A 20601-nucleotide genomic window follows, 5' to 3' on the forward strand; every position below is an offset into this window, starting at 1 on the left:
CTATAACGGCCCCCTCGGGGGCCGTGTTGTTTTACCTGTCGATGTTTTTTTATGCCCAATCAAACCATCAAGACACCCTGCGTCGGCCTGTGCTCCACCGTTTACGGTGACTTGGTCTGCCGGGGCTGCAAGCGTTATCACCATGAAGTGATCCAGTGGAATGGCTACAACGCCCAAGAGAAACAGGCCGTGTGGATGCGCCTGGAGCAACTGCTGGTGCAGGTGATGGCCAGCAAGCTGCAAGTGCTGGACCCGCAGCGCCTGCGCCAACAACTGGAAGACCGCAAGATTCGCTTTATGCCGCACCAATCGCCGTATTGCTGGGCGTATCAGTTGATTGCCCGGGGTGCACGGGTGATCTCCAGGTTGGATGCCTACGGGTTGGCGCTGCTGCCGGAGTTTCGTGAACGCGACCTCATAGAGCTGCGTGATGCGATTGACCGGGAGTTTTTCCTGCTGTCCGAGGCGCATTACGAGCGCTATATCGCGCCGGGTTTTCTGAAGGACGCATTTGGGCCAGCCCTGATAGCCACTTTCTAACCTGCACCACAAAACCCGTGTGGGAGGGGGCTCCCTCCCACATTGGGTTGTGCATCCGTCAGCAGGTCCAGGACGCATCACGCTCCGGGTGCAACCCGTACAGCGCAATGGCCTGCTGACACACCTCCCGCGCCAAACGCCCCTGCTCTACCAACGCCGTCAGCGCCGCCAATACGAGGTGATGGCGGTCCACCTCGAAAAAATCACGCAACGCCGCCCGTGTATCACTGCGCCCAAACCCATCGGTGCCGAGCACGGTGTAGCTTGAGCCCAGGTACGAACCAATCATCTGCGGCACCGCCCGCACGTAGTCGGACACTGCAATAATAGGAACACCTGTGGGCAGGCAGGCATTCACATGACTGACGCGCGGGGTGTGCTGCGGATGCAAGCGGTTCCACCGCTCCACCTCCCGCGCATCCCTCGCCAGCTCGCTGAAACTGGTGACGCTGAACACTTCGCTTGCCACATGCCAGTCCTCTGCCAGCAATTGCGCTGCGGCCTGGGCCTCGCGCACCAGTGTGCCGGAACCGAGCAGGCGCACCTTGGCGTCGGTCGCACCTTCCAGGCGGTACATGCCCTTGATGATTGCCGCCTCCATGCCCAGCGGCAGGCTCGGCTGCGGATAGTTTTCGTTCATCAGGGTCACGTAGTAGAACTCGTCCACATCGTGCTCGAGCATCTGGCGCATGCCGTGGTCGAGGATCACCGCGAACTCGCCGGCAAACGCCGGGTCGTAGGCACGGCAATTGGGCACGGTGGCGGCTGTCAGGTGGCTGCTGCCGTCCTGGTGTTGCAAGCCTTCGCCGCCCAACGTGGTGCGCCCGGCGGTGGCCCCCAGCAGGAAGCCACGGGCGCGTTGGTCGGCGGCGGCCCAAATCAGGTCACCCACGCGCTGAAAGCCAAACATCGAGTAGTAGATGTAAAACGGCAACATGCGCAGGCCATGCACCGAATAACTGGTGGCCGCGGCCACCCAGGAACTGATGGCGCTGGCTTCGCTGATGCCTTCTTCCAGGATCTGCCCGTCAGTGGCTTCGCGGTAGCTGAGGATCGAGCCGATGTCTTCCGGCTCATAACGCTGGCCGACACTGGAATAGATACCGATCTGTTTGAACAGGTTGGCCATGCCAAAGGTGCGCGCCTCATCGGCGACGATGGGTACGATGCGCGGGCCAAGGGCCTTGTCCTTGAGCAGGTTGGTCAGCATGCGCACGAAGGCCATGGTGGTGGACATTTCCTTGCCGTCGGCCGCCGTGGCGAAACCGGCGTAACTCGTCACCGGCGGTACACTCACCTGCGCTGCGACCTGGCCTCGACTCGGCACATAACCGCCCAGTGCATGGCGGCGCTGATGCAGGTAGCGTAACTCCAGGCTGTCATCCGCCGGCTTGAAGAAACTCAGTGATTCGGTCTGCTCATCCGACAGCGGCAGTTGGAAGCGATTGCGGAAGGCGAGCAGCGCCTCGCGATCCAGTTTCTTCTGTTGGTGAGTGGTCATCTTGCCCTGCCCTGCCTCGCCCATGCCGAAACCTTTTTTGGTCTGGGCAAGGATCACCGTGGGCTGACCCTTGACCCGGCGCGCGGCGTGGTAGGCAGCGTGGATCTTGACCATGTCGTGGCCGCCGCGCTTGAGGCGGTCGATCTGTTCATCGCTCATGCCATCGACGAGTTTGGCCAGTGACGCACTCTGGCCGAAAAAGTGTTCACGGTTGTAGGCGCCGTCCTTGGCGGCAAAGGTCTGGAATTGCCCGTCCACCGTGTGCGACAGCGTCTCGACCAGCGAGCCGTCGGTGTCCTTGGCAAACAACGCGTCCCAATCCGAGCCCCACACCAGCTTGATCACGTTCCAGCCGGCACCGCTGAACAACGCCTCCAGTTCGTCGATGATCCGCCCATTCCCGCGCACCGGGCCGTCGAGGCGTTGCAGGTTGCAGTTGACCACCCACGTGAGATTGTCCAGGCCCTCTCGGGCGGCCAGGGTCAGGGCCGACATGCTTTCCGGTTCGTCCATCTCGCCGTCGCCGAATACGCCCCACACGTGGCGCTCGGCGGTGTCCTGCAAGCCGCGATGTTGCAGGTAACGCATAAAGCGCGCCTGGAAAATCGAGCTGATGGGGCCAATCCCCATGGAACCGGTGGGGAACTGCCAGAAGTCCGGCATCAACCACGGGTGCGGATAGCTCGACAAGCCGCGCGCACCTTGCTTGGGCCCGCCGATTTCCTGGCGATAGTGAGCCAGGTCCTGTTCAGTCAGGCGCCCTTCGAGGTAGGCACGGGCATAGATACCTGGCGCAGAATGGGGTTGATAGAACACCAGGTCGCCACCAAAACGGTCGTTGCGGGCCCGGAAAAAGTGATTGAAGCCCACCTCGAACAAATCCGCCGCACTGGCGTAGCTGGCGATATGACCGCCGAGTTCGCCATACGCCTGGTTGGCCCGCACCACCATGGCCAGGGCATTCCAGCGCACCAGCGAGGCCAGGCGTTCTTCGGTGGCCAGGTCGCCGGGAAAGGCCGGCTGCTGCACGGCGCTGATGCTGTTGATGTAGGGCGTGCCATGGCGGGGCTTCCACTCGATGTGCGCGGCACTGCCTTCGCGCGCCAGCAGGTCGAGGATCTCGCGTGCCCTTGCCGGCCCGGCGTTTGCCACCAGCGAGGCCAGCGCGTCGCGCCACTCGTCCAGCTCTTGCTGATCCTGGGCTGTGTGATTCACTGCACTCGCGAAACCGTTCATGGGCACCTCCGGGCTTTTTTTTAAGTTTATGTCGACACCTGAGGATTTTTTGCCTGTTATCAGGCGCAGGTTTCAGCGTTTTGAGCATGAATCACTGCCAATCGGCTTTTTATCAGCACGTTGTGCTCAGCCACCCGAAACCCCGCAACTGTGTTTAAAATGCCGCCCGCTCAATGACCGACGCTCAATGATGAACCCAGACGCACTCGCTACCCTGCACGACCACCTGCTCACCGCCCTGGCCAGCCCGCCTGCCGAGACCCGGCGCCTGTTGCATGGCCGTGGCCGTTGCTGGCCGGGCCTGGAGCAACTGACGGTGGACTGGTTGCAGGGCGTTGTACTGGTGGCGTTGTTCAAGGCGCCGGAGCCGGCGCAGTTGGACGCCTTGAAACAACTGCTGGTCCAGTTCGAATGGGCCCGACACGGCGCGCATACGGTTGCCCTGCAACACCGCTACCTGCCGCAAAGCACCACCGAATGGCTGCTGGGCGACGCCATCGATGAGCTGATCATCACCGAAGGCGGCCTGCGTTACTTGATCGACCTGGGACGAAAACAGAACAGCGGGTTGTTCCTGGACATGCGTTACGGGCGCAACTGGGTACGCGAGCAGGCCAAGGGCCAGCGGGTGCTCAACCTGTTTGCCTATACCTGCGGTTTCTCGGTGGCGGCCATCGAAGGCGGCGCCGACCATGTGGTGAACCTGGACATGGCCCGTGGCGCCCTCAGCCGTGGCCGCGACAACCATCGCCTGAATGATCATGACCTGAGCCGCGTGACCTTTCTGGGCCATGACCTGTTCAAGTCCTGGGCCAAGGTCACCCACAGTGGCCCTTACGACCTGGTGATCATCGACCCGCCGTCCTTCCAAAAGGGCAGTTTCCTGCTGACCAAGGACTACCAGCGCGTGCTGCGCCGCCTGCCGGACCTGCTCACCCCGCAGGGCACCGTGCTGGCCTGCATGAACGACCCGGCCTTGGGCGAAGACTTCCTGATCGACGGCGTCACCCGTGACGCACCGGGCCTGCGCTTTGTAGAGCGCCTGGAAAACCCACCGGAATTTCCCGACATCGATCCACAGAGTGGGTTAAAGGCGCTGGTGTTCCGTCAGGGTTGATGCCGAAACGTCCTACGCTTGCTACGCTAAGTGATACACCGGGGTGGTGAACCTTATCCCCCCCTTCCCGGTCGATACCTGCATCCCCTGGCCAGACTCGACCGCCTCGTGTGGTCGGCTGCCCCGCTCGACCTTTTGGAGAAACGCCCGTGATATCGACCCTGCATGTAGCCAGACTCAAAGCTTGGGGTGCCCACGGCTTTACGGCCACCGGTGTGGTACTGGCGTTCCTGGCCACCCTGGCGCTGCTGGAGAACTCACCCAAGGCTTGCCTGCTCTGGCTGGGCCTGGCGTTGGTGGTGGACGGCGTCGATGGTTCCCTGGCACGACGCGTCAATGTCAGCACGGTATTGCCCAGTTTTGACGGGTCAGTCTTGGACCTGGTGATTGACTACCTCACCTACGTGTTCATCCCGGCGCTGTTTATCTATCGCTACATCGACCTGCCGGACTTCACCCACTTGTTTACGGTGTCGGTCATCCTGGTGTCGTCGCTGTTCTGCTTCTGCAATGTGAACATGAAGAGCAAAGACAACTACTTTGTCGGCTTTCCCGCCGCCTGGAACGTGGTTGCCCTGTGCGTCTACATCATCCAGCCGCAAGCCTGGGTGACGTTGCTGACGGTGATTGGGCTGGCCCTGCTGACCGTGACACCGATGAAGTTCCTGCACCCGTTCCGGGTCAAGCGTTTCATGCCGATCAACATCGCCGTGACCACGATCTGGTTGCTGTGCAGCTTCTTGATGGTGGTGGATTATCCGAACACCAACCCGTGGACATTTGGGTTGTGGTCGCTGATGTCGGCTTACTTCCTGGGGATTTGCGTGTGGCGCACGGCGCTGGAGTGGATCGACAAGCGTCACGGTTAAACCTGTGGGAGGGAGCAAGCCCCCTCCCACATTCGGCTCACATCACAGTAAGATGCACGCCCTCTGCGCCCATCCAACAATAAGCCCTGCCCATGCCCTTCGAACTCAGTGTTGACCTCACCACCCTGGCCATCCTGGCCGTTGTTGCCTTTATCGCCGGTTTCATCGACGCCATCGCCGGCGGTGGTGGGCTGCTGACCACACCCGCCCTGCTCACCGCCGGCATGCCACCGCACCTGGTGCTGGGCACCAACAAACTCAGTTCCACCTTCGGCTCGGCCACCGCCAGCTTCACCTTCTATCGCCGTAAGTTGTTCCATCCGCGCCAGTGGGTACACGCCATCATCGGCACGTTGATCGGTGCCTTGACCGGTGCCGTGGTTGCCCACTACCTGCCTGCCGAAACCCTGAACAAGATGCTGCCGGTAATCGTCTTCGCGTGCGGTGTGTACCTGCTGTTCGGTGGCACGCCCAAGGCGCCGCTGGAGGCCGATGCACCGATCAAGAAGAAATGGCAAGCCACCCAGGGCTTTGGCCTGGGTTTCTACGATGGTGTCGCCGGGCCGGGTACGGGCGCGTTCTGGACCGTGAGCACGATGTTGCTGCACCCCATTGACCTGGTGAAGGCCAGCGGCGTGGCGCGCAGCATGAACTTCGTCAGCAACGCGGCGGCGCTGACGGTGTTCATCATCAATGGTTCGGTGGACTGGATCGTCGGCCTGGCGATGGGCCTTTCGGTGATGTGTGGCGCCTTCTTTGGCGCACGCAGCGCAATCAGCGGCGGCGCCAAATTCATTCGCCCGGTGTTTATCACCGTGGTCCTCGGCCTGACGGTGCGCCTAGCCTGGCAGCACTGGTTCAGCGTGGCCTAAGCGGCGGGCCACGTAGAGGTCGATGAGGTAACGCGCAATCGAACGTGACGCCGGCAACGGCGGCAAGTCGTGGATGTTGAACCACTGCGCGTCTTCGATCTCGTCGGCCTGGGGCACAATGTCCCCCCCGGCGTACTCGGCATGAAAACCCAGCATCATCGAATGGGGGAACGGCCAGCATTGGCTGCCCATGTACTGGATGTTGCTGACCTCCACCTGCACTTCCTCACGCACCTCGCGGATCAGGCAGTCTTCGGCTGATTCGCCCGGCTCGGCAAAGCCCGCCAACGTGCTGTAGACCCCGGTGACAAAACGCGGCGAGCGCGCCAGCAAGATCTCATCACCGCGGGTCACCAGCACGATCATGCTCGGCGAAATCCGTGGGTAGCTGCGCAGGTCGCATGTCTGGCAGTACATCGCCCGTTCCCGTGGAACCTGGACCATGGCCTGGCCACAACTGCCGCAAAAACGATGCTCCCGCGCCCAGGTCCCAATCTGCGCGGCATAGCCCAGCACCTTGTACAAGGTGTGATCGCCTTGCAGCATGAAGCCGCGCAGGCCCTGCCAACTGCAACCCGGCACGTCGCTGGCGGCATTGAGTTCCAGCAAGTACACCGGCTCGCCGTCAAGGTGGCCGATGCCGTGTTCGGCGAACATCGAGAGGTCCTGGCGCTTGAGCCAGTCCCGGGGGAACAGCGGCCCGTTGGCGTCATGCAAAAAGCCCTCGCGGCTGCGGGCGACGGCCCAGCCGCCAGGGGTGTCATTGTCCAGCAGCGTTGTGGTAATCCAGCCTGGAGTCATGTCAGTCAATCCACGAATTCGGGGTTCTGCTTGCTCATATGCGCCGCAATGGCCACACGCAAGTCGTTGGATTGCAACATAGCCGAGTTCCAGGTGGCAACGTATTCCAAACCATCATTGACCGTATGGTCACGCATGTAGCGGATCATGGCTTTAGTGCCGGTAACGGCAATCGGCGACTTGGCGGCGATTTCATGGGCCATTTGCAGCACCCCGGCAAGCAGGCTGTCCTGATCGGCATACACGCGATTGACCAGGCCGATGCTGCGCGCTTCTTCGGCGCCGAACGGGCGGCCGGTGTAGGCCAGCTCACGCAGCATGCCATCGCCGATGATGCGCGGCAGGCGCTGCAAGGTGCCGACGTCGGCGGCCATGCCGATGTCGATTTCCTTGATCGAGAAGTGCGCGTCGGCCGCCGCATAACGCATGTCGCAGGCACTGATCAGGTCGATGGCACCGCCGATGCAGTAGCCCTGGATCGCCGCCAGCACCGGCTTGCGGCAGTTATCGACGGCGTTGAACGAGGCTTGCAGCGCCAGGATCTTGCGGCGCAACAGGCGTGCGTTGCGGCCGACGTCCTTGCCCAGTTCATTGGCCACCGAAGCCAGCAGCATCAGGTCGATACCGGACGAGAAATGCTTGCCGGCGCCGCTGAGCACCACGGCGCGAACGGCATCGGTGTCTTCGACCCATTGGAAGATGTCGATGATTTCGCTCCAGAACGCCGCGTTCATCGCGTTGATCTTTTCCGGGCGGTTGATCTGCACATGGGCAACGTTGCCGGTGAGTTCGACGACGAAAGCTTGGTATTCGGACATGGCAGTGATCCCTGACTGGCGATTGATAAAGGCCAGACTATAACAAGGGTGCACAAGGGCGCATCGGCCAAAAACGGGACTGGCAAAGGTCATGAAAGGGGTGGCCACGCGGTTCAGGGCAGACCGCTGCATTTCATCCAGGCCCTGGGGTTTATCAGCTATACAACCTGGGTCATTCCCAGGCGCTGTCTATGCCGTCCACGTTTCGTTCCTGGTTGATCCTGGCCCAAGCGATGCCGGCAACGCGGGTAAAAACGCTGTAAAAGTGATGGATAAAAACCTGCTCAGGCGCCATCCTTCGCGCTTTAAGCCGCCCCGTCAGCGGCGCTCGACGTATAAAGGATATGCCCATGCACGCCCAACCCCTCGCCCCTGCCGATTTCGAGTTTATTGAAGACATCCTGTTGAAGTACGGTGACGACCATTCGGTACTGAACCTGGCCGAGCTCGACGGCTACTTCACCGCGCTGGTTTCCAGCCCGGCGCAAGTGGACGTCGGCGAGTGGTTCCCGGCGATCTGGGGTGGGCAGAACCCGGAGTGGGAAGGCGTGGAAGAAGCGCAGCGTTTCCTGGCGCTGTGCGTGCGGCATATGAATACCTTGGCCGCACAATTGGCCACCGACCCGCAGGCATTCAAGGCCCGCTTCGACGACACCGAGCATCAGGGCCAAGTCGTGACCCTCGCCGAGGAATGGTGCTTTGGTTATATCCGTGGCGTGACCATCGGTCACTGGCCGGCATTGCCCGCCGAACAGGCCGGGCAACTGGAAAAAATCTCCTGGTGCGCCGAGCAGGACAATTTCGAATTGCCGGCAGACCTGGATGTAGACGCGCATCAACAGCGGGTCAGTGCAATCGAACCGGCGGCACGGGCACTGCATGATTACTGGTTGAGCCAGCGTTGATCGGGGCTTGTTTGAAGCCCAGGTCAAGCGCCTGATAGAACGCATTGCCGGTGTTGACCACGACCCGCAGCAACACCCATAGCGCGGCGCCCTCAAGTGTTTCTCGTGCCAGCCTGCTCCCACATCAGTGAGATACCAGCCGGCTATCAGGCCGCCACCGATACAGCGCCGCGCCAAAAAGTTGTGCCGATCACTATGCTCGCTCGACAAGGGTGGCGTGTTTGGCTGATTATTCGGGTCCGCCCGTCGGCCACTCCACGCCACCTCGCCTTGATCAGGAGCCTTGCACCTTGAGTTCGCAGAAAACCGTGACCGTTACACCGCCCAATTTCCCACTCAATGGCAAGGTCGCGCCCCCCGGTTCCAAATCCATTACCAACCGCGCCCTGTTGCTGGCGGCCCTGGCCAAGGGCACCAGCCGCTTGAGCGGTGCCCTGAAGAGTGACGACACCCGCCACATGTCGGTGGCCCTGCGCCAGATGGGCGTGACCATCGATGAGCCGGACGACACCACCTTCGTCGTCACCGGCCAAGGCAAGCTGCAATTGCCGGCACAGCCGCTGTTCCTCGGCAACGCCGGCACCGCCATGCGCTTCCTCACTGCGGCCGTGGCCACCGTGCAAGGCACCGTGGTGCTTGATGGCGACGACTACATGCAAAAACGCCCGATCGGCCCGCTGCTGGCCACCCTCGGCCAGAACGGTATTCGCGTTGACAGCCCGACCGGTTGCCCACCGGTGACCGTGCATGGCGTGGGCAAGGTCCAGGCCAAGCGCTTTGAAATCGATGGCGGTTTGTCCAGCCAATACGTATCGGCCTTGCTGATGCTCGCGGCCTGTGGCGAGGCGCCGATTGAGGTGGCGCTGACCGGCAAGGACATCGGTGCCCGCGGCTACGTGGACCTGACCCTGGACTGCATGCGTGCGTTCGGCGCACAGGTTGAAGCGGTTAACGACAGCACCTGGCGCGTGGCACCAACCGGCTACACCGCCCATGATTACCTGATCGAACCTGATGCCTCGGCGGCCACCTATTTGTGGGCCGCAGAAGTGCTGACCGGTGGCCGTATCGACATCGGCGTCGCCGCGCAGGATTTCACCCAACCCGACGCCAAGGCCCAGGCCGTGATCGCCCAGTTTCCGAACATGCAGGCCACGGTGGTGGGCTCGCAGATGCAGGACGCCATCCCGACCCTGGCGGTCCTCGCCGCGTTCAACAACACCCCGGTGCGCTTCACTGAACTGGCGAACCTGCGGGTCAAGGAGTGTGACCGCGTGCAGGCACTGCACGACGGCCTTAACGAAATCCGCCCGGGCCTGGCGACCATCGAGGGCGACGACCTGCTGGTGGCAAGCGACCCTGCCCTGGCCGGGACGTCATGCTCGGCGTTGATCGACACCCACGCCGACCACCGCATCGCCATGTGCTTTGCCTTGGCCGGGTTGAAAGTGGCGGGGATTAAAATCCAGGACCCAGACTGCGTGGCCAAGACCTACCCTGGGTACTGGAAAGCCTTGGGTAGCCTGGGCGTCGTGCTGAGCAACTGAGTTAGAGGCACCGGAATGGGGAGGCAATGCACATGACCATCCGCCAACCCTGCCCACCCGGTGCCTGTGTCTGCGAGCGTGAACGACTGCTGCAAGCGCCTGGCGCCGATTTGCGTATCCTCCAACTGACGCGACAGCAAGAAAAGGTCCTGCTCGAGCGTCTGGAAGACCTCAAGAGCTTGCAAGACCTGGAGCACATGCAGCAGCGGATGTTCGAGCAACTGGGCATCCGCGTGCACATCGCGCCGGGGCACACCGAGGTCAAGAGCATGCGCGGGATCCAGATCGTCATTGATGAGCTGCCGGGCCTGTGCCGCAAGACCCGACAATCAATCCCGGCAGCCATTCGCCGGGGCATGGAAAAGCGACCGGAGATTGCCTACCGCCTGCTGGATGCCCACGACCTGTTTCGCGAAGGCTGATTACCCCGCCACCGTTTCCCCCTGGAACAATTCCTGCCCCACGGCCCTGGCCTTGTGCAAATGCGCCTGTGCGCTACCGCTTTCCGACTCCAGCAGCAGCTCGGACGTCAGTACCTGCGCCCCACAGTAATCAAAAATCCCGTAGTCGATTTGCGTGCGCATGGCCTTGGCATAACCGTGTCGGTCAAACGCGCTTTCATCCGCAGCGCCGACTGCCAGCAGGTGCACCCGCAAGTGCCGCAGTTTTTTCACCACCGGCGTGTCCGGGCCGTAGTCAATCGCCCAGCCATTGACGAACACGCGGTCGACCCAGCCCTTGAGCAACCCCGGCAATGACCACCAATAGATCGGGAACGCCAGCACCAAGGCATCGGCGCGGTCGATTCGGGCCTGCTCGGCGAGCACATCGGCGGGCGGCGTGGCGCGGGTGCGGTGCACACGCTGGTCGGCAGCGGTGTAGCGTGGGTCGAAGCCTTCGGCGGCGAGGTCAGCAATTTCGAAGGTATGGCCGGCCGCCGTCAGCCCGGCAGCGACTTGCGCGGCCAGGCTGTGGGTGAGGGATTGCGGGTCGTGGTGAGCAACAACGATCAGAGCATGCATGACTTTGACTCCATTTGAGGTTACGCTGGGCTTAAGTTACCTTTGGTAAGTTACTTTTGGTATATAAGCATGTCAAGCCATGAATCCCCTGCCCCACGTCGTCGCTTATCCCGTGAAGATCGTTTACGCCAATTGCTGGATGTCGCCTGGCAACTGGTGCGCGAAGAAGGCACCGATGCCTTGGCCCTGGGGCGCCTGGCAGAACTGGCGGGCGTCACCAAGCCCGTGGTTTACGACCACTTCGTCACGCGCGCTGGGTTATTGGTCGCACTGTATGCAGACTTCGACGAACGGCAAAACCAGGTGCTCGACGAAGCACTGGTGGCCAGTAATGCCACGCTGGATGCTCGGGCCTGGGTGATCGCCTCGTCGTACGTCGATTGCGTGCTATTGCAAGGTCGGGAAATTCCGGGGGTGATTGCAGCGCTCAGCGGCTCGCCGGAGCTGGAAACCCTCAAGCGCCAATACGAAGCGATTTTCCTCGATAAGTGCCGCGACGCACTGGCGCCCTTTGCCCCCACCGGCAGCATTTCCCAGGCTGGTTTGCGCGCCATGCTTGGCGCGGCGGAAGCGTTGTCCCATGCGGCCGCCAACGGCGAGATCAGCCGCGAAGAGGCGCAACAGGAACTGTTGGCGACCATCGTGGCAATGGTCAACCGGGGGCGCGTTTGAAAATGCCCCTCGCCTCAGGCCAGGTGGTCGTTCACAAATAAGCGAACCTTGCGCGTCAACTGGTCCAGGTGCCGGTCACGCTGTTTCTCGGCATCCACCATCGCGCGCTTGCCGTGCTTTTGCAGCAGGTAAGTATGAATCTGGCGGACTTCCAGTGAGCTGTAGATCGCGGCCACATCCAACACGCCCATCAGGCCATCGGTGCCGTAATCGCGCGTATTCATCAGCACCTGAGTGCCACGCGCGCCGCGCACCTGAAACCCCATCGCCGTGAAGGCCGCCACCTTCTCCACGGCACATGCCAACTCTGCATGGGGATAACGCGCCAACACGTCCTGCATCATCGCCCGCCCCACGCCCTGACGCCGCGAACCGGCCTGCACGGCCATGAAGGCAATGCCGCACGCCTCGGGGTCATCCTTTACCGGCAGGCACAGCAAAAAGCCGATGACCTGGTCAGGATCCTGAGTTGCTGTGGCGACGAGCAACTCAACGGCAATCCCTTTCGTTCCGGCCAACGCCTCAAGGTAGAGGTGCACCTCAAAACCGGTGGCGTACTGGTAGATGTTATAGAGCAGGTTGCTCGGTGCCAGCGCCACGCTGCTGATGTCGGTGAGGTTGTCCACCACCATTTGCAGGATCTGGCTGTTGACCGATTCGGGGCACGGCGTGGTGTAGCGGGTAAGGCTGAACATGCAAATTCCTGGAGGTCTCAAGGCGGCGGGGATTGTACCTGTTGCCGGCCACCCTCGGCACCCGCCTCTCCCACGTGGTGGCTGGGTTGCACGACACAAACGTTGACAAGATAAAATCCTAACGACCATTGTCTGACAACCTGATTACCAAGGTTGTCCCCATGCTTGAGCTCCAGCGCCCCGACTCGCTTGTCGTGCGGGTTGTCAGCGCCATTCGCGCAGAGATCGATTCCGGCCAATTGGCCCCCGAGTCGCGCCTGCCCACCGAACAGCAACTGGCCGAACAACTCAACGTCAGCCGCTCTGTGGTGCGCGAAGCCATTGCCCAACTCAAGGCCGACGGCGTACTCACCGCGCGCCGCGGCCTGGGTTCGTTTATTTCGCAGACGCCTGCCGGCACGGTGTTCCGTTTCCCGCAACAAAACGGGCGCCTCCCCGACTTGGCGCAGATGTTTGAAGTACGCCTGTGGATCGAAACCCAGGCCGCCTCGATTGCTGCCCAGCGCCGTGATGCCGCCGACCTGCAACGCATGAAAAACGCATTGCAGGACATGCAGGATAACCGCGACGACTTCGAAGCCGCCGCCCTGGCCGATGTGGAGTTCCACCGGGCGATCGCCGACGCCAGCAAGAACGACTATTTCGTGGCCTTCCATGACTTCCTCAGGAGCCAGTTGGCCAGCGCTCGCAAGACCGCTTGGGAAAACTCGGCGTCGCGCTTTGCCACTGGCTCGGCCGAGGCCACACAGGAACACCAGGTGCTCTACCAAGCCATCGCCGACGGTGATGCTCAGCGCGCCGCCGCCAGTGCCGAGGCGCACCTGCGCGCCGCCGCCCGGCGCTTGCGATTGGAATTGCCCGCCACCGACTGACCGACTGCCCCCTTTTGTTGCGTGTCCTGGACACGCCGTTTTTTTAACCAGCACATTAGTCTGACAACCTGATAAGCAGACCGAAATGTACAACGCGAAGGACTTCACGCCATGATTCACGACTTTTGTATTATCGGCGGTGGCATCGTCGGCCTGGCTACCGCGATGGAGCTGCTCAAGCGCCAGCCCGGCGCCTCGCTGGTCATCCTGGAAAAAGAGCCGGTGTTGGCCAAACACCAGACCGGCCACAACAGCGGCGTCATTCACGCCGGCATCTACTACGCACCCGGCAGCCTCAAGGCCGACCTGTGCAAGCGCGGCGCCGAAGCCACCAAGCAGTTCTGCCGCGAGCACGGCATCAAGTTCGAGGTGTGCGGCAAGCTGCTGGTGGCCTCAAGCCCCCTGGAAATGCAGCGGATGGAAGCGCTGTACGCACGCGCCCAGCTCAATGGCATGAAGGTCGAGCGCCTGGACGCTGAGCAGTTGCGCCAACGTGAGCCGAATATCGTCGGCCTGGGCGGGCTGTTTCTCGACGCCACCGGCATCGTCGATTACCGCCAGGTGTGCGAGACCATGGCACAGGTCATCCGCCGCAACGGTGGCCAGATCTGCCTGGAACGCACCGTGACGGCGATCCACGAAGACACCGACAAAGTCACTCTCAACACCCACGGCGAAACCTGGCAGGCCCGGCACCTGGTGGTGTGCGCCGGGTTGCAATCGGACCGCCTGGCGACGCTGGCGGGGGTGAAGATCGATCACCAGATCATTCCGTTCCGTGGCGAATACTTCCGCCTGCCGGCGGCGAAAAACAACATCGTCAACCACCTGATCTACCCGATTCCCGACCCGGAGCTGCCGTTCCTCGGTGTGCACCTGACGCGCATGATCGACGGCAGCGTCACCGTCGGCCCGAATGCCGTGCTGGGCCTGGGCCGCGAGAACTACCGCAAGTTCTCGGTGAACTGGCGCGACGTAGCGCAGTACGCCCGCTTTCCCGGTTTCTGGAAAACCGTCTGGCAAAACCTCGGCTCGGGCACCGCCGAGATGAAGAACTCGCTGTTCAAGTCCGGTTACCTGGAGCAATGCCGCAAATACTGCCCGTCCCTGACCCTCGACGACTTGTTGCCTTATGAAGCGGGCATCCGCGCCCAGGCCGTCATGCGTGATGGCAGCCTGGTGCACGATTTCCTGTTCGCCCAGACGTCGCGAATGCTCCACGTCTGCAACGCGCCCTCACCGGCCGCCACGTCAGCCATGCCCATCGGCGCGATGATCGCCGACCGCCTGTTCACCCCAACGTAGCACCCGGCAATACGCCTCCATTTGACAATAACTATAAAGACCCAGAAGGAAGTCCAGCATGACGGCCCCCGCCTCCCTCCCCGGCACCGAAACCCCTGAACAAACCCGCAAGCGCCTGCGCAAAGTCGCCGCCGCCACCATCTTTGGTTCGATGCTGGAGTGGTATGACTTTTACCTGTACGCCACCATGGCGGCCATTGTGTTCTCGAAAATTTTCTTCGATAACAGCGACCCCAAGACCGCCACGCTGATGGCGTTCTCCACGTTCGCCATCGGTTTTATCGCCCGTCCGTTCGGCGGCATCCTGTTCGGTTACCTGGGCGACAAGTTCGGCCGCAAGCAAGTGCTGGTGCTGACCTTTTGCCTGATGGGCGTGTGCACCACGCTGATCGGCCTGATTCCCAGCTACGCCGCCATCGGTATCTGGGCGCCGATCGTGCTGGTGTTTATCCGCATCATCCAGGGCCTGGGCGCCGGTGCCGAACTGTCGGGCGCGGCAGTGACATCCTATGAGCATGCCTCCCAGGGCAAACGCGGCAGTCAGGGCGCATGGCCGGCGTTGGGCCTGAACCTGGGCCTGTTGTTGTCGTCGCTCACCGTGTACCTGCTCACCCTCAACGGCAATGAGTTCCTGCTGGCCGGCGGCTGGCGCATTCCCTTCGTCTGCAGCATCGTGCTGGTGGCGATTGGCCTGTGGGTGCGCAATAGCATTCCGGAAACCCCACAGTTCAAGGAACTCAGCAAAGAAGCCGCCAAGGCCCAGGCCTCGCCCCTCAAAGCCTTGTTCAAGCACGACCTGAAGGGCCTGGCGGTGGTGTTCTTTGTCGCCATTGGCTACAACGCCCTGAGCTACATCTTCAAGACCTTTTCCCTGGCGTACCTGACCCAGTTCAAAGGCGTCGATGTACACGTCACGTCACTGTCGGTGACCATCGCCAGCCTGATCGCCATCGTCGCCGTGCCCTGCTTCGGCTGGCTGTGCGACAAGTGGAGCAGCAAAACCGTGTTGATGCTCGGCGGGCTGTTCTCGTTGCTGTTCGCCTACCCATTCCTGGCCCTGCTCAACAGTGGTGAAAGCATGATGATCTACCTCGCCATCGGCGTGGGCACCGGCATCCTCGCGCCGATGATGTTTGCCCCGCAGGGCTCGTTCCTGAGCCGCCAGTTCCCCACTCAAACACGCTCTTCGGGCTTTGGTACCGGGCGCGAAATCGGCACGGCCATCGCGGGTGGCCTGGCTCCGTTGGGCGCCCTGTCGATGGTGGCGGCGTCGGCCACCCACTCCACCGATGGCGTGGTGGTTATCCTCGCCATCTCGGCCCTGCTGGTGGTGGTGTTCGCGTGGTGCGATCAGGGCCGTAAACACTCGGCCTTCAAGAACTGAGGGAAAAAGTTCGGATCAATGGGTGCATGGATGCACCCGGATCGCGCATCATGGGCACTTTCAAGCTCAAGGGTAACGTCCATGCGCGTTCTGTCATTGATGATGGGTCTTACGACGCTGGCCGCCAGTACGGTGTTCTGCGCCAGCGCGATGGCGAATGAAGAAACTCAGCTGGTGCAACAGATCAACCAGTACCGCAGCCAAGTACAGCGCTGCGGCGACCAAGGCTCCCAGGAGCTGCCTCCCCTGGCCAGCGACACGCGGCTGGTGCTGCCGGCCACCAATGTCGGCGACCTGCAGCAGGCGCTGGCGCGGGCCGCGTACCCGATGGTCAACGTGCAGGCCATCAGCCTGTCCGGGCCCAAGGACGCCCAGGCCGCCATGAAAGCGGTGCGCGAAAGTTTCTGCCGGGTAGTGCTCGACCCGCAATTTGTCGACATCGGCGTCAGCAACAGTGGCCAGGATTGGCGCATCGTGCTGGCCCGCCCGTTGCTGTCCAGCGGCCTGGGCGATTGGCAGACCGAAGGCAAGCAACTGCTGAACCTGGTCAACGCCGCCCGTGCCCAGCCTCGCCAATGCGGCCCCCAAGCGTTCACTGCGACCACTGCGTTGTCCTGGAACGACGACCTGGCCGGCGCCGCCAACAGCCACACGCGCAACATGGCCAACGGTAACTTCTTCGACCACCTGGACCACGACGGCCGTACCCCAGGCGATCGCGCCGAGCTGGCCGGTTATATCGCAAAGAACATCGGCGAAAACATCGCTGCCGGCCTCGATACCCCACGTAAGGTCGTAGACGGTTGGCTCGCCAGCCCGGGCCATTGCGCCAACTTGATGAACCCGCTGTTTCGCGAACTGGGTGCCGCCTACGCAATGGACCCCAAGAGTGATGCGGGGATCTACTGGACAGCCGTGTTCGCCAGCCAATAAGGCTTGGGCCACAGCCAAAAAATGGAGCAATTCTCTAGCGACATGGACGGAGCATCAAATTGCTATCGCCCGCACAGTCGTACTGAACGGGTGACGGTGAATCAGGTCTGTTGCTGGGCAACCTGACGCTTCAGGCAACAGCGCTACCGTGGCAAATAAGGTGTTGATCCAATGATGAACTGGCTGCAAAGCGGCAGCGACATGGCTGAGCGGGTTCGCCAGCATGATTGGGCCAGTACGCCCCTGGGGCCGCTTGACCAGTGGCCTGATGTGCTGAAGACCACGGTTGCGCTGTGCTTCGCGTCCCGCTTCCCCCAGGCGATCGTTTGGGGGGATCAGTTGATTACGCTCTACAACGATGCGTTCATTCCCATCCTGGGCAACAAGCCCGATGCATTGGGCCGCCCGTTCAATGAGGTGTGGCGTGAGGTATGGGACGATGTCAGCCCGATTGCCGGCGCCGCGTTCGACGGGCGTGCCACCTATATCGAAAACTTCCCGTTGCTGATCGAGCGTGACGAAGCACCGGAGCAAGCGTACTTCACGTTCTGCTACAGCCCCATCCGTGACCCCCACGGCGTGGTCGTCGGGATGCTCGACACGGTGACCGAGACCACCGCCACCGTCTTCCTTGCCCGCCGCCTGGCGGTGCTGGACGCTATCGGTAACAGCGTCGCCAATGCGACCGACGCCGAAGCGATCATGACCTCGACCACCCACCTGCTGGCGGAACACCTGCACGCCTCCATTTGCGCTTACGCGGATATGGACGCCGATGAAGACGGCTTCACCATCCGTGGCGACTGGGCGGTACCCGGCACCCCGAGCATCATCGGCCATTATCGCCTGGCAGCGTTCGGCGAACGGGCCGTCACCTGCCTGCGGGCTGGCCAGCCATTGGTGATCCGTAACAATTTGACCGAACTACCGGCCCATGAATCGGCGAACTTCCAAGCGTTGGGCGTGACCTCAACCATCTGTGTGCCGTTGATCAAGGACGGTCGCCTCACTGCGTTGATGGCGGTGCACGACACACAACCGCGCCACTGGTCGCCCTATGACCTGGCGCTGTTGGGTGAAGTCACCGAACGCTCCTGGGCACACATTGAACGTGTGCGCGCCGATGCGGCGGTGCGCGAGGGTTTGGCGGCCTACACCGAACTCAACGCCACCCTGGAACAACGGGTCGAAGAACGTACCCTGGCGCTCGCCCAGGCAGAAGCCGCACTGCGCCAGTCGCAAAAGCTTGAGGCCATCGGCCAACTCACCGGCGGTGTGGCCCATGATTTCAACAACCTGCTGACGATCATTCGTTCCTCCGTGGACTTCCTGCGCCAGCCGGGCTTGTCGCAGGAACGTCGCCAACGCTACATGAGCGCCGTCTCCGACACCGTGGAGCGAGCCAGCAAACTGACCAACCAACTGCTCGCCTTTGCCCGCCGCCAACCGCTGAACCCGCAAGTCTTCGATGTCGGTCAACGTGTGCAGAACATCGGCGAGATGCTCGAGAGCGTCACGGGTGCGCGCATTCACGTACAGGTCCAGTTGCCTGAACAGCCTTGCCACGCGCGCATCGACCCGAGCCAATTTGAAACCGCGCTGATCAACATTGCCCTCAACGCCCGCGACGCGATGAATGGCCAGGGCACCCTGACCTTGAAAGTGGCTGGGCACCAGACCCTGCCGCGCATTCGCGGGGATGCCGAGTCACGCCTGCCCTATCTTACGGTTTCCCTGGCGGACACGGGCACGGGGATTCCCAGCGACACCTTCGAACGCATTTTCGAACCGTTCTTTACCACCAAGGCGGTTGGCAAAGGCACTGGGCTGGGCTTGTCCCAGGTGTTTGGCTTCGCCAAGCAATCGGGCGGCAATATCGATGTGGCCAGTACTGTCGGCCAGGGCACGGTGTTTACCCTGTACCTGCCACAAGTCGACAGCCAAGAGGCACCGCCCTTACCCGTCGCTGAACCGCTCATCCCCCTGCCGGGAAACGTCCGACAGCATGTGCTGATTGTGGAAGACAACCTGGAGGTGGGACGTTTCGCCAGCCAGATCCTGCAGGACCTGGGCTACCAGACCACCTGGGCCACCGATGCCCAGCAGGCACTGGCCCTTGCTGGTGAGGACGCCACGGCGTTCGACGCGATTTTCTCGGACGTGGTGATGCCGGGGATGACAGGCGTGGCGATGGCCAAGGTATTGCGCCAGCGCCGTCCGACGCTGCCGGTGGTGCTCACTTCCGGCTACAGCGAAGAACTGGCCGACAGTGGCTACGACGGCTTCGAGTTCCTGGCCAAACCCTACTCCGCCGACCAGGTCGCCCGGATCCTGGCCAAGGCCATCCCCCGAGACTGAACGACCGCCTACCGAGCCACCACCACCTGGTTACGCCCTTGGGCCTTGGCACGGTACAACGCCTTGTCGGCGCTGTTCATCAGGCCGTGCAGGTCCAGGTCACGGCCCTGGGTCGACGCCACGCCGAGGCTGGCGGTCAGGCCCCGCACCGGCTCCAGCTTCAGGCCGGCAATCGCCGCGATCAACTGCTCTGCGGTATCGCGCGCGTTCTCCAGTGAAGTGTTGGCCAGCAGCACGCCAAACTCTTCGCCGCCCAGTCGACCGTAGACATCGGCCTGGCGAAACGAGGCGCTGATCACCCCACCAACCTGGCGCAATACGTCGTCACCGGCCTGGTGGCCATAGGTGTCGTTGACATCCTTGAAGTGGTCCATGTCCAGTATGAGCGCGCACAACGGTTGCTGGCTCTGACGGCACTGCGCATACAGCAGCCGCGCCTGTTCGAAAAAAGCGTGCCGGTTCATCAGCCCGGTGAGTTCATCAGTCTGTGCGGCAAGGGTGGAAATCGTGTGAGCCCGTTCCATTTGCCGGGTAAGGCGAAAGGCTTTTTCCAGCGCATCGGAGAGTTTGCGCGTGGCACTCACCACGAAGCTCGAAAACACCAGCACCGCAATCGCCACGCCGACCTGCATGGACGAAGGCTGGAACAGCAACCACAGCGTACACGGCAGCAGCACCAGGGCCATGGCCCCCAGCGTCATGTAGCGATAGGCCGAATAACAGGACACCGCACTGACCGACATGCCCACCGCAAACAGGATGACCAGCACCTGGGACACCCGGTCATCGTGGGGCATGAGCGCGAATGCGCCGATCCCCCAGATCCCGGCCGACAACATTAGCGTGACCCAGTAACGACGCTCCCAGCGCTGCGGCGTGCGCTCGCTGTCTGGGCTGCGAAACCAGTCCATGAACATCTTGAGCCGTAACAGGGAAGAACCCGCCAGCACCATCAGCCACACCTGCATGACCGGGTGGTCAAAACGATCCCAGCACAGCCAGCACAGCATCACGGCGGCCAGGTAACTGCCGAAAATGGCGGAGAACGATTGTCGAAACAGCTGGTGCAGACGGTCCGTTCGCACCTGCTCTTCTATGACGTCATCCTGGTCCTGCGCACGGCTGAAGCTGTTCATGCAATTCGCCTGTTTCGA

19 protein-coding genes are annotated in these 20601 nt (G+C 62.1%); 13 read left to right on the forward strand and 6 right to left on the reverse strand.

Annotated features, from left to right (window positions below):
- Positions 1 to 51 precede the first annotated feature (51 nt).
- The gene (locus M5B43_RS19750; protein ID WP_248751684.1) at positions 52 to 540 is read left to right on the forward strand and encodes a DUF1289 domain-containing protein; all 489 of its coding nucleotides are present in this window, start codon (positions 52 to 54) and stop codon (positions 538 to 540) included.
- Between the two features lie 58 nt (positions 541 to 598).
- On the opposite strand, the gene mdeB is transcribed toward M5B43_RS19750, so the two are convergent.
- Positions 599 to 3277: an alpha-ketoglutarate dehydrogenase gene (mdeB, locus tag M5B43_RS19755; protein ID WP_248751685.1), complete on the reverse strand. Its 2679-nt coding sequence runs from the start codon at positions 3275 to 3277 to the stop codon at positions 599 to 601.
- Positions 3278 to 3467: 190 nt separating this feature from the next.
- On the opposite strand from mdeB, the gene M5B43_RS19760 reads away from it, so the two are divergent.
- The 3 genes from M5B43_RS19760 to M5B43_RS19770 all read left to right on the forward strand — a co-directional run bounded on the left by M5B43_RS19760 (position 3468) and on the right by M5B43_RS19770 (position 6135).
- Positions 3468 to 4394, forward strand: a complete 927-nt coding sequence (locus M5B43_RS19760) for a class I SAM-dependent methyltransferase (RefSeq protein ID WP_248751743.1) — start codon at positions 3468 to 3470, stop codon at positions 4392 to 4394.
- 149 nt (positions 4395 to 4543) lie between these two features.
- On the forward strand, positions 4544 to 5263 hold the full coding sequence (gene pcsA / locus M5B43_RS19765) for a phosphatidylcholine synthase (RefSeq protein WP_248751686.1): 720 nt from the start codon (positions 4544 to 4546) through the stop codon (positions 5261 to 5263).
- Positions 5264 to 5355: 92 nt separating this feature from the next.
- Positions 5356 to 6135: a TSUP family transporter gene (locus tag M5B43_RS19770; RefSeq protein ID WP_248751687.1), complete on the forward strand. Its 780-nt coding sequence runs from the start codon at positions 5356 to 5358 to the stop codon at positions 6133 to 6135.
- Here the strand turns inward: M5B43_RS19770 and nudC are convergent.
- Together nudC and M5B43_RS19780 are read right to left on the reverse strand one after the other, a co-directional pair.
- Complete coding sequence (gene nudC / locus M5B43_RS19775; RefSeq protein WP_248751688.1) at positions 6103 to 6936, reverse strand: NAD(+) diphosphatase; 834 nt, start codon at positions 6934 to 6936, stop codon at positions 6103 to 6105. The genes M5B43_RS19770 and nudC overlap by 33 nt on opposite strands.
- Before the next feature lie 5 nt (positions 6937 to 6941).
- Positions 6942 to 7754, reverse strand: coding sequence for a crotonase/enoyl-CoA hydratase family protein (locus tag M5B43_RS19780; protein ID WP_248751689.1), 813 nt, complete (start codon positions 7752 to 7754; stop codon positions 6942 to 6944).
- Between the two features lie 350 nt (positions 7755 to 8104).
- On the opposite strand from M5B43_RS19780, the gene M5B43_RS19785 reads away from it, so the two are divergent.
- The 3 genes from M5B43_RS19785 (at position 8105) to M5B43_RS19795 (ending at position 10628) form a co-directional block, all read left to right on the forward strand.
- On the forward strand, positions 8105 to 8659 hold the full coding sequence (locus M5B43_RS19785) for a UPF0149 family protein (RefSeq protein ID WP_248751690.1): 555 nt from the start codon (positions 8105 to 8107) through the stop codon (positions 8657 to 8659).
- 290 nt (positions 8660 to 8949) lie between these two features.
- Complete coding sequence (locus M5B43_RS19790; protein WP_248751691.1) at positions 8950 to 10206, forward strand: 3-phosphoshikimate 1-carboxyvinyltransferase; 1257 nt, start codon at positions 8950 to 8952, stop codon at positions 10204 to 10206.
- Between the two features lie 32 nt (positions 10207 to 10238).
- Complete coding sequence (locus M5B43_RS19795) at positions 10239 to 10628, forward strand: hypothetical protein (protein ID WP_248751692.1); 390 nt, start codon at positions 10239 to 10241, stop codon at positions 10626 to 10628.
- Here the strand turns inward: M5B43_RS19795 and M5B43_RS19800 are convergent, their stop codons facing one another.
- The gene (locus M5B43_RS19800; protein ID WP_248751693.1) at positions 10629 to 11228 is read right to left on the reverse strand and encodes an NAD(P)H-dependent oxidoreductase; all 600 of its coding nucleotides are present in this window, start codon (positions 11226 to 11228) and stop codon (positions 10629 to 10631) included.
- A 69-nt stretch (positions 11229 to 11297) separates the two neighbouring features.
- Between M5B43_RS19800 and M5B43_RS19805 the strand changes: the two genes are divergently transcribed.
- Positions 11298 to 11900 carry a TetR/AcrR family transcriptional regulator gene (locus M5B43_RS19805; RefSeq protein ID WP_248751694.1) on the forward strand — a complete coding sequence of 201 codons (603 nt, stop codon included), beginning with the start codon at positions 11298 to 11300 and terminating at the stop codon, positions 11898 to 11900.
- A gap of 14 nt (positions 11901 to 11914) precedes the next feature.
- Here the strand turns inward: M5B43_RS19805 and M5B43_RS19810 are convergent, their stop codons facing one another.
- Positions 11915 to 12595 carry a GNAT family N-acetyltransferase gene (locus M5B43_RS19810; protein WP_248751695.1) on the reverse strand — a complete coding sequence of 227 codons (681 nt, stop codon included), beginning with the start codon at positions 12593 to 12595 and terminating at the stop codon, positions 11915 to 11917.
- A gap of 161 nt (positions 12596 to 12756) precedes the next feature.
- Between M5B43_RS19810 and M5B43_RS19815 the strand changes: the two genes are divergently transcribed.
- The 5 genes from M5B43_RS19815 (at position 12757) to M5B43_RS19835 (ending at position 19447) form a co-directional block, all read left to right on the forward strand.
- The gene (locus M5B43_RS19815; RefSeq protein WP_248751696.1) at positions 12757 to 13467 is read left to right on the forward strand and encodes a FadR/GntR family transcriptional regulator; all 711 of its coding nucleotides are present in this window, start codon (positions 12757 to 12759) and stop codon (positions 13465 to 13467) included.
- 111 nt (positions 13468 to 13578) lie between these two features.
- Positions 13579 to 14772 (forward strand): L-2-hydroxyglutarate oxidase, encoded by a 1194-nt coding sequence (gene lhgO, locus M5B43_RS19820; RefSeq protein WP_248751697.1) that lies wholly within the window; start codon positions 13579 to 13581, stop codon positions 14770 to 14772.
- Between the two features lie 58 nt (positions 14773 to 14830).
- Positions 14831 to 16156 carry an MFS transporter gene (locus tag M5B43_RS19825; RefSeq protein WP_248751698.1) on the forward strand — a complete coding sequence of 442 codons (1326 nt, stop codon included), beginning with the start codon at positions 14831 to 14833 and terminating at the stop codon, positions 16154 to 16156.
- 81 nt (positions 16157 to 16237) lie between these two features.
- A complete protein-coding gene (locus M5B43_RS19830; RefSeq protein WP_248751699.1) occupies positions 16238 to 17089 on the forward strand; it encodes a CAP domain-containing protein in 852 nt (283 codons plus the stop codon).
- 171 nt (positions 17090 to 17260) lie between these two features.
- Positions 17261 to 19447, forward strand: a complete 2187-nt coding sequence (locus tag M5B43_RS19835) for a GAF domain-containing protein (protein WP_248751700.1) — start codon at positions 17261 to 17263, stop codon at positions 19445 to 19447.
- 8 nt (positions 19448 to 19455) lie between these two features.
- On the opposite strand, the gene M5B43_RS19840 is transcribed toward M5B43_RS19835, so the two are convergent.
- Positions 19456 to 20583 carry a GGDEF domain-containing protein gene (locus tag M5B43_RS19840; RefSeq protein ID WP_248751701.1) on the reverse strand — a complete coding sequence of 376 codons (1128 nt, stop codon included), beginning with the start codon at positions 20581 to 20583 and terminating at the stop codon, positions 19456 to 19458.
- Between the last annotated feature and the right edge of the window lie 18 nt (positions 20584 to 20601).

Source organism: Pseudomonas sp. MWU15-20650, assembly GCF_023242475.1.
In the GTDB taxonomy this organism is placed as follows: Bacteria; Pseudomonadota; Gammaproteobacteria; order Pseudomonadales; family Pseudomonadaceae; genus Aquipseudomonas.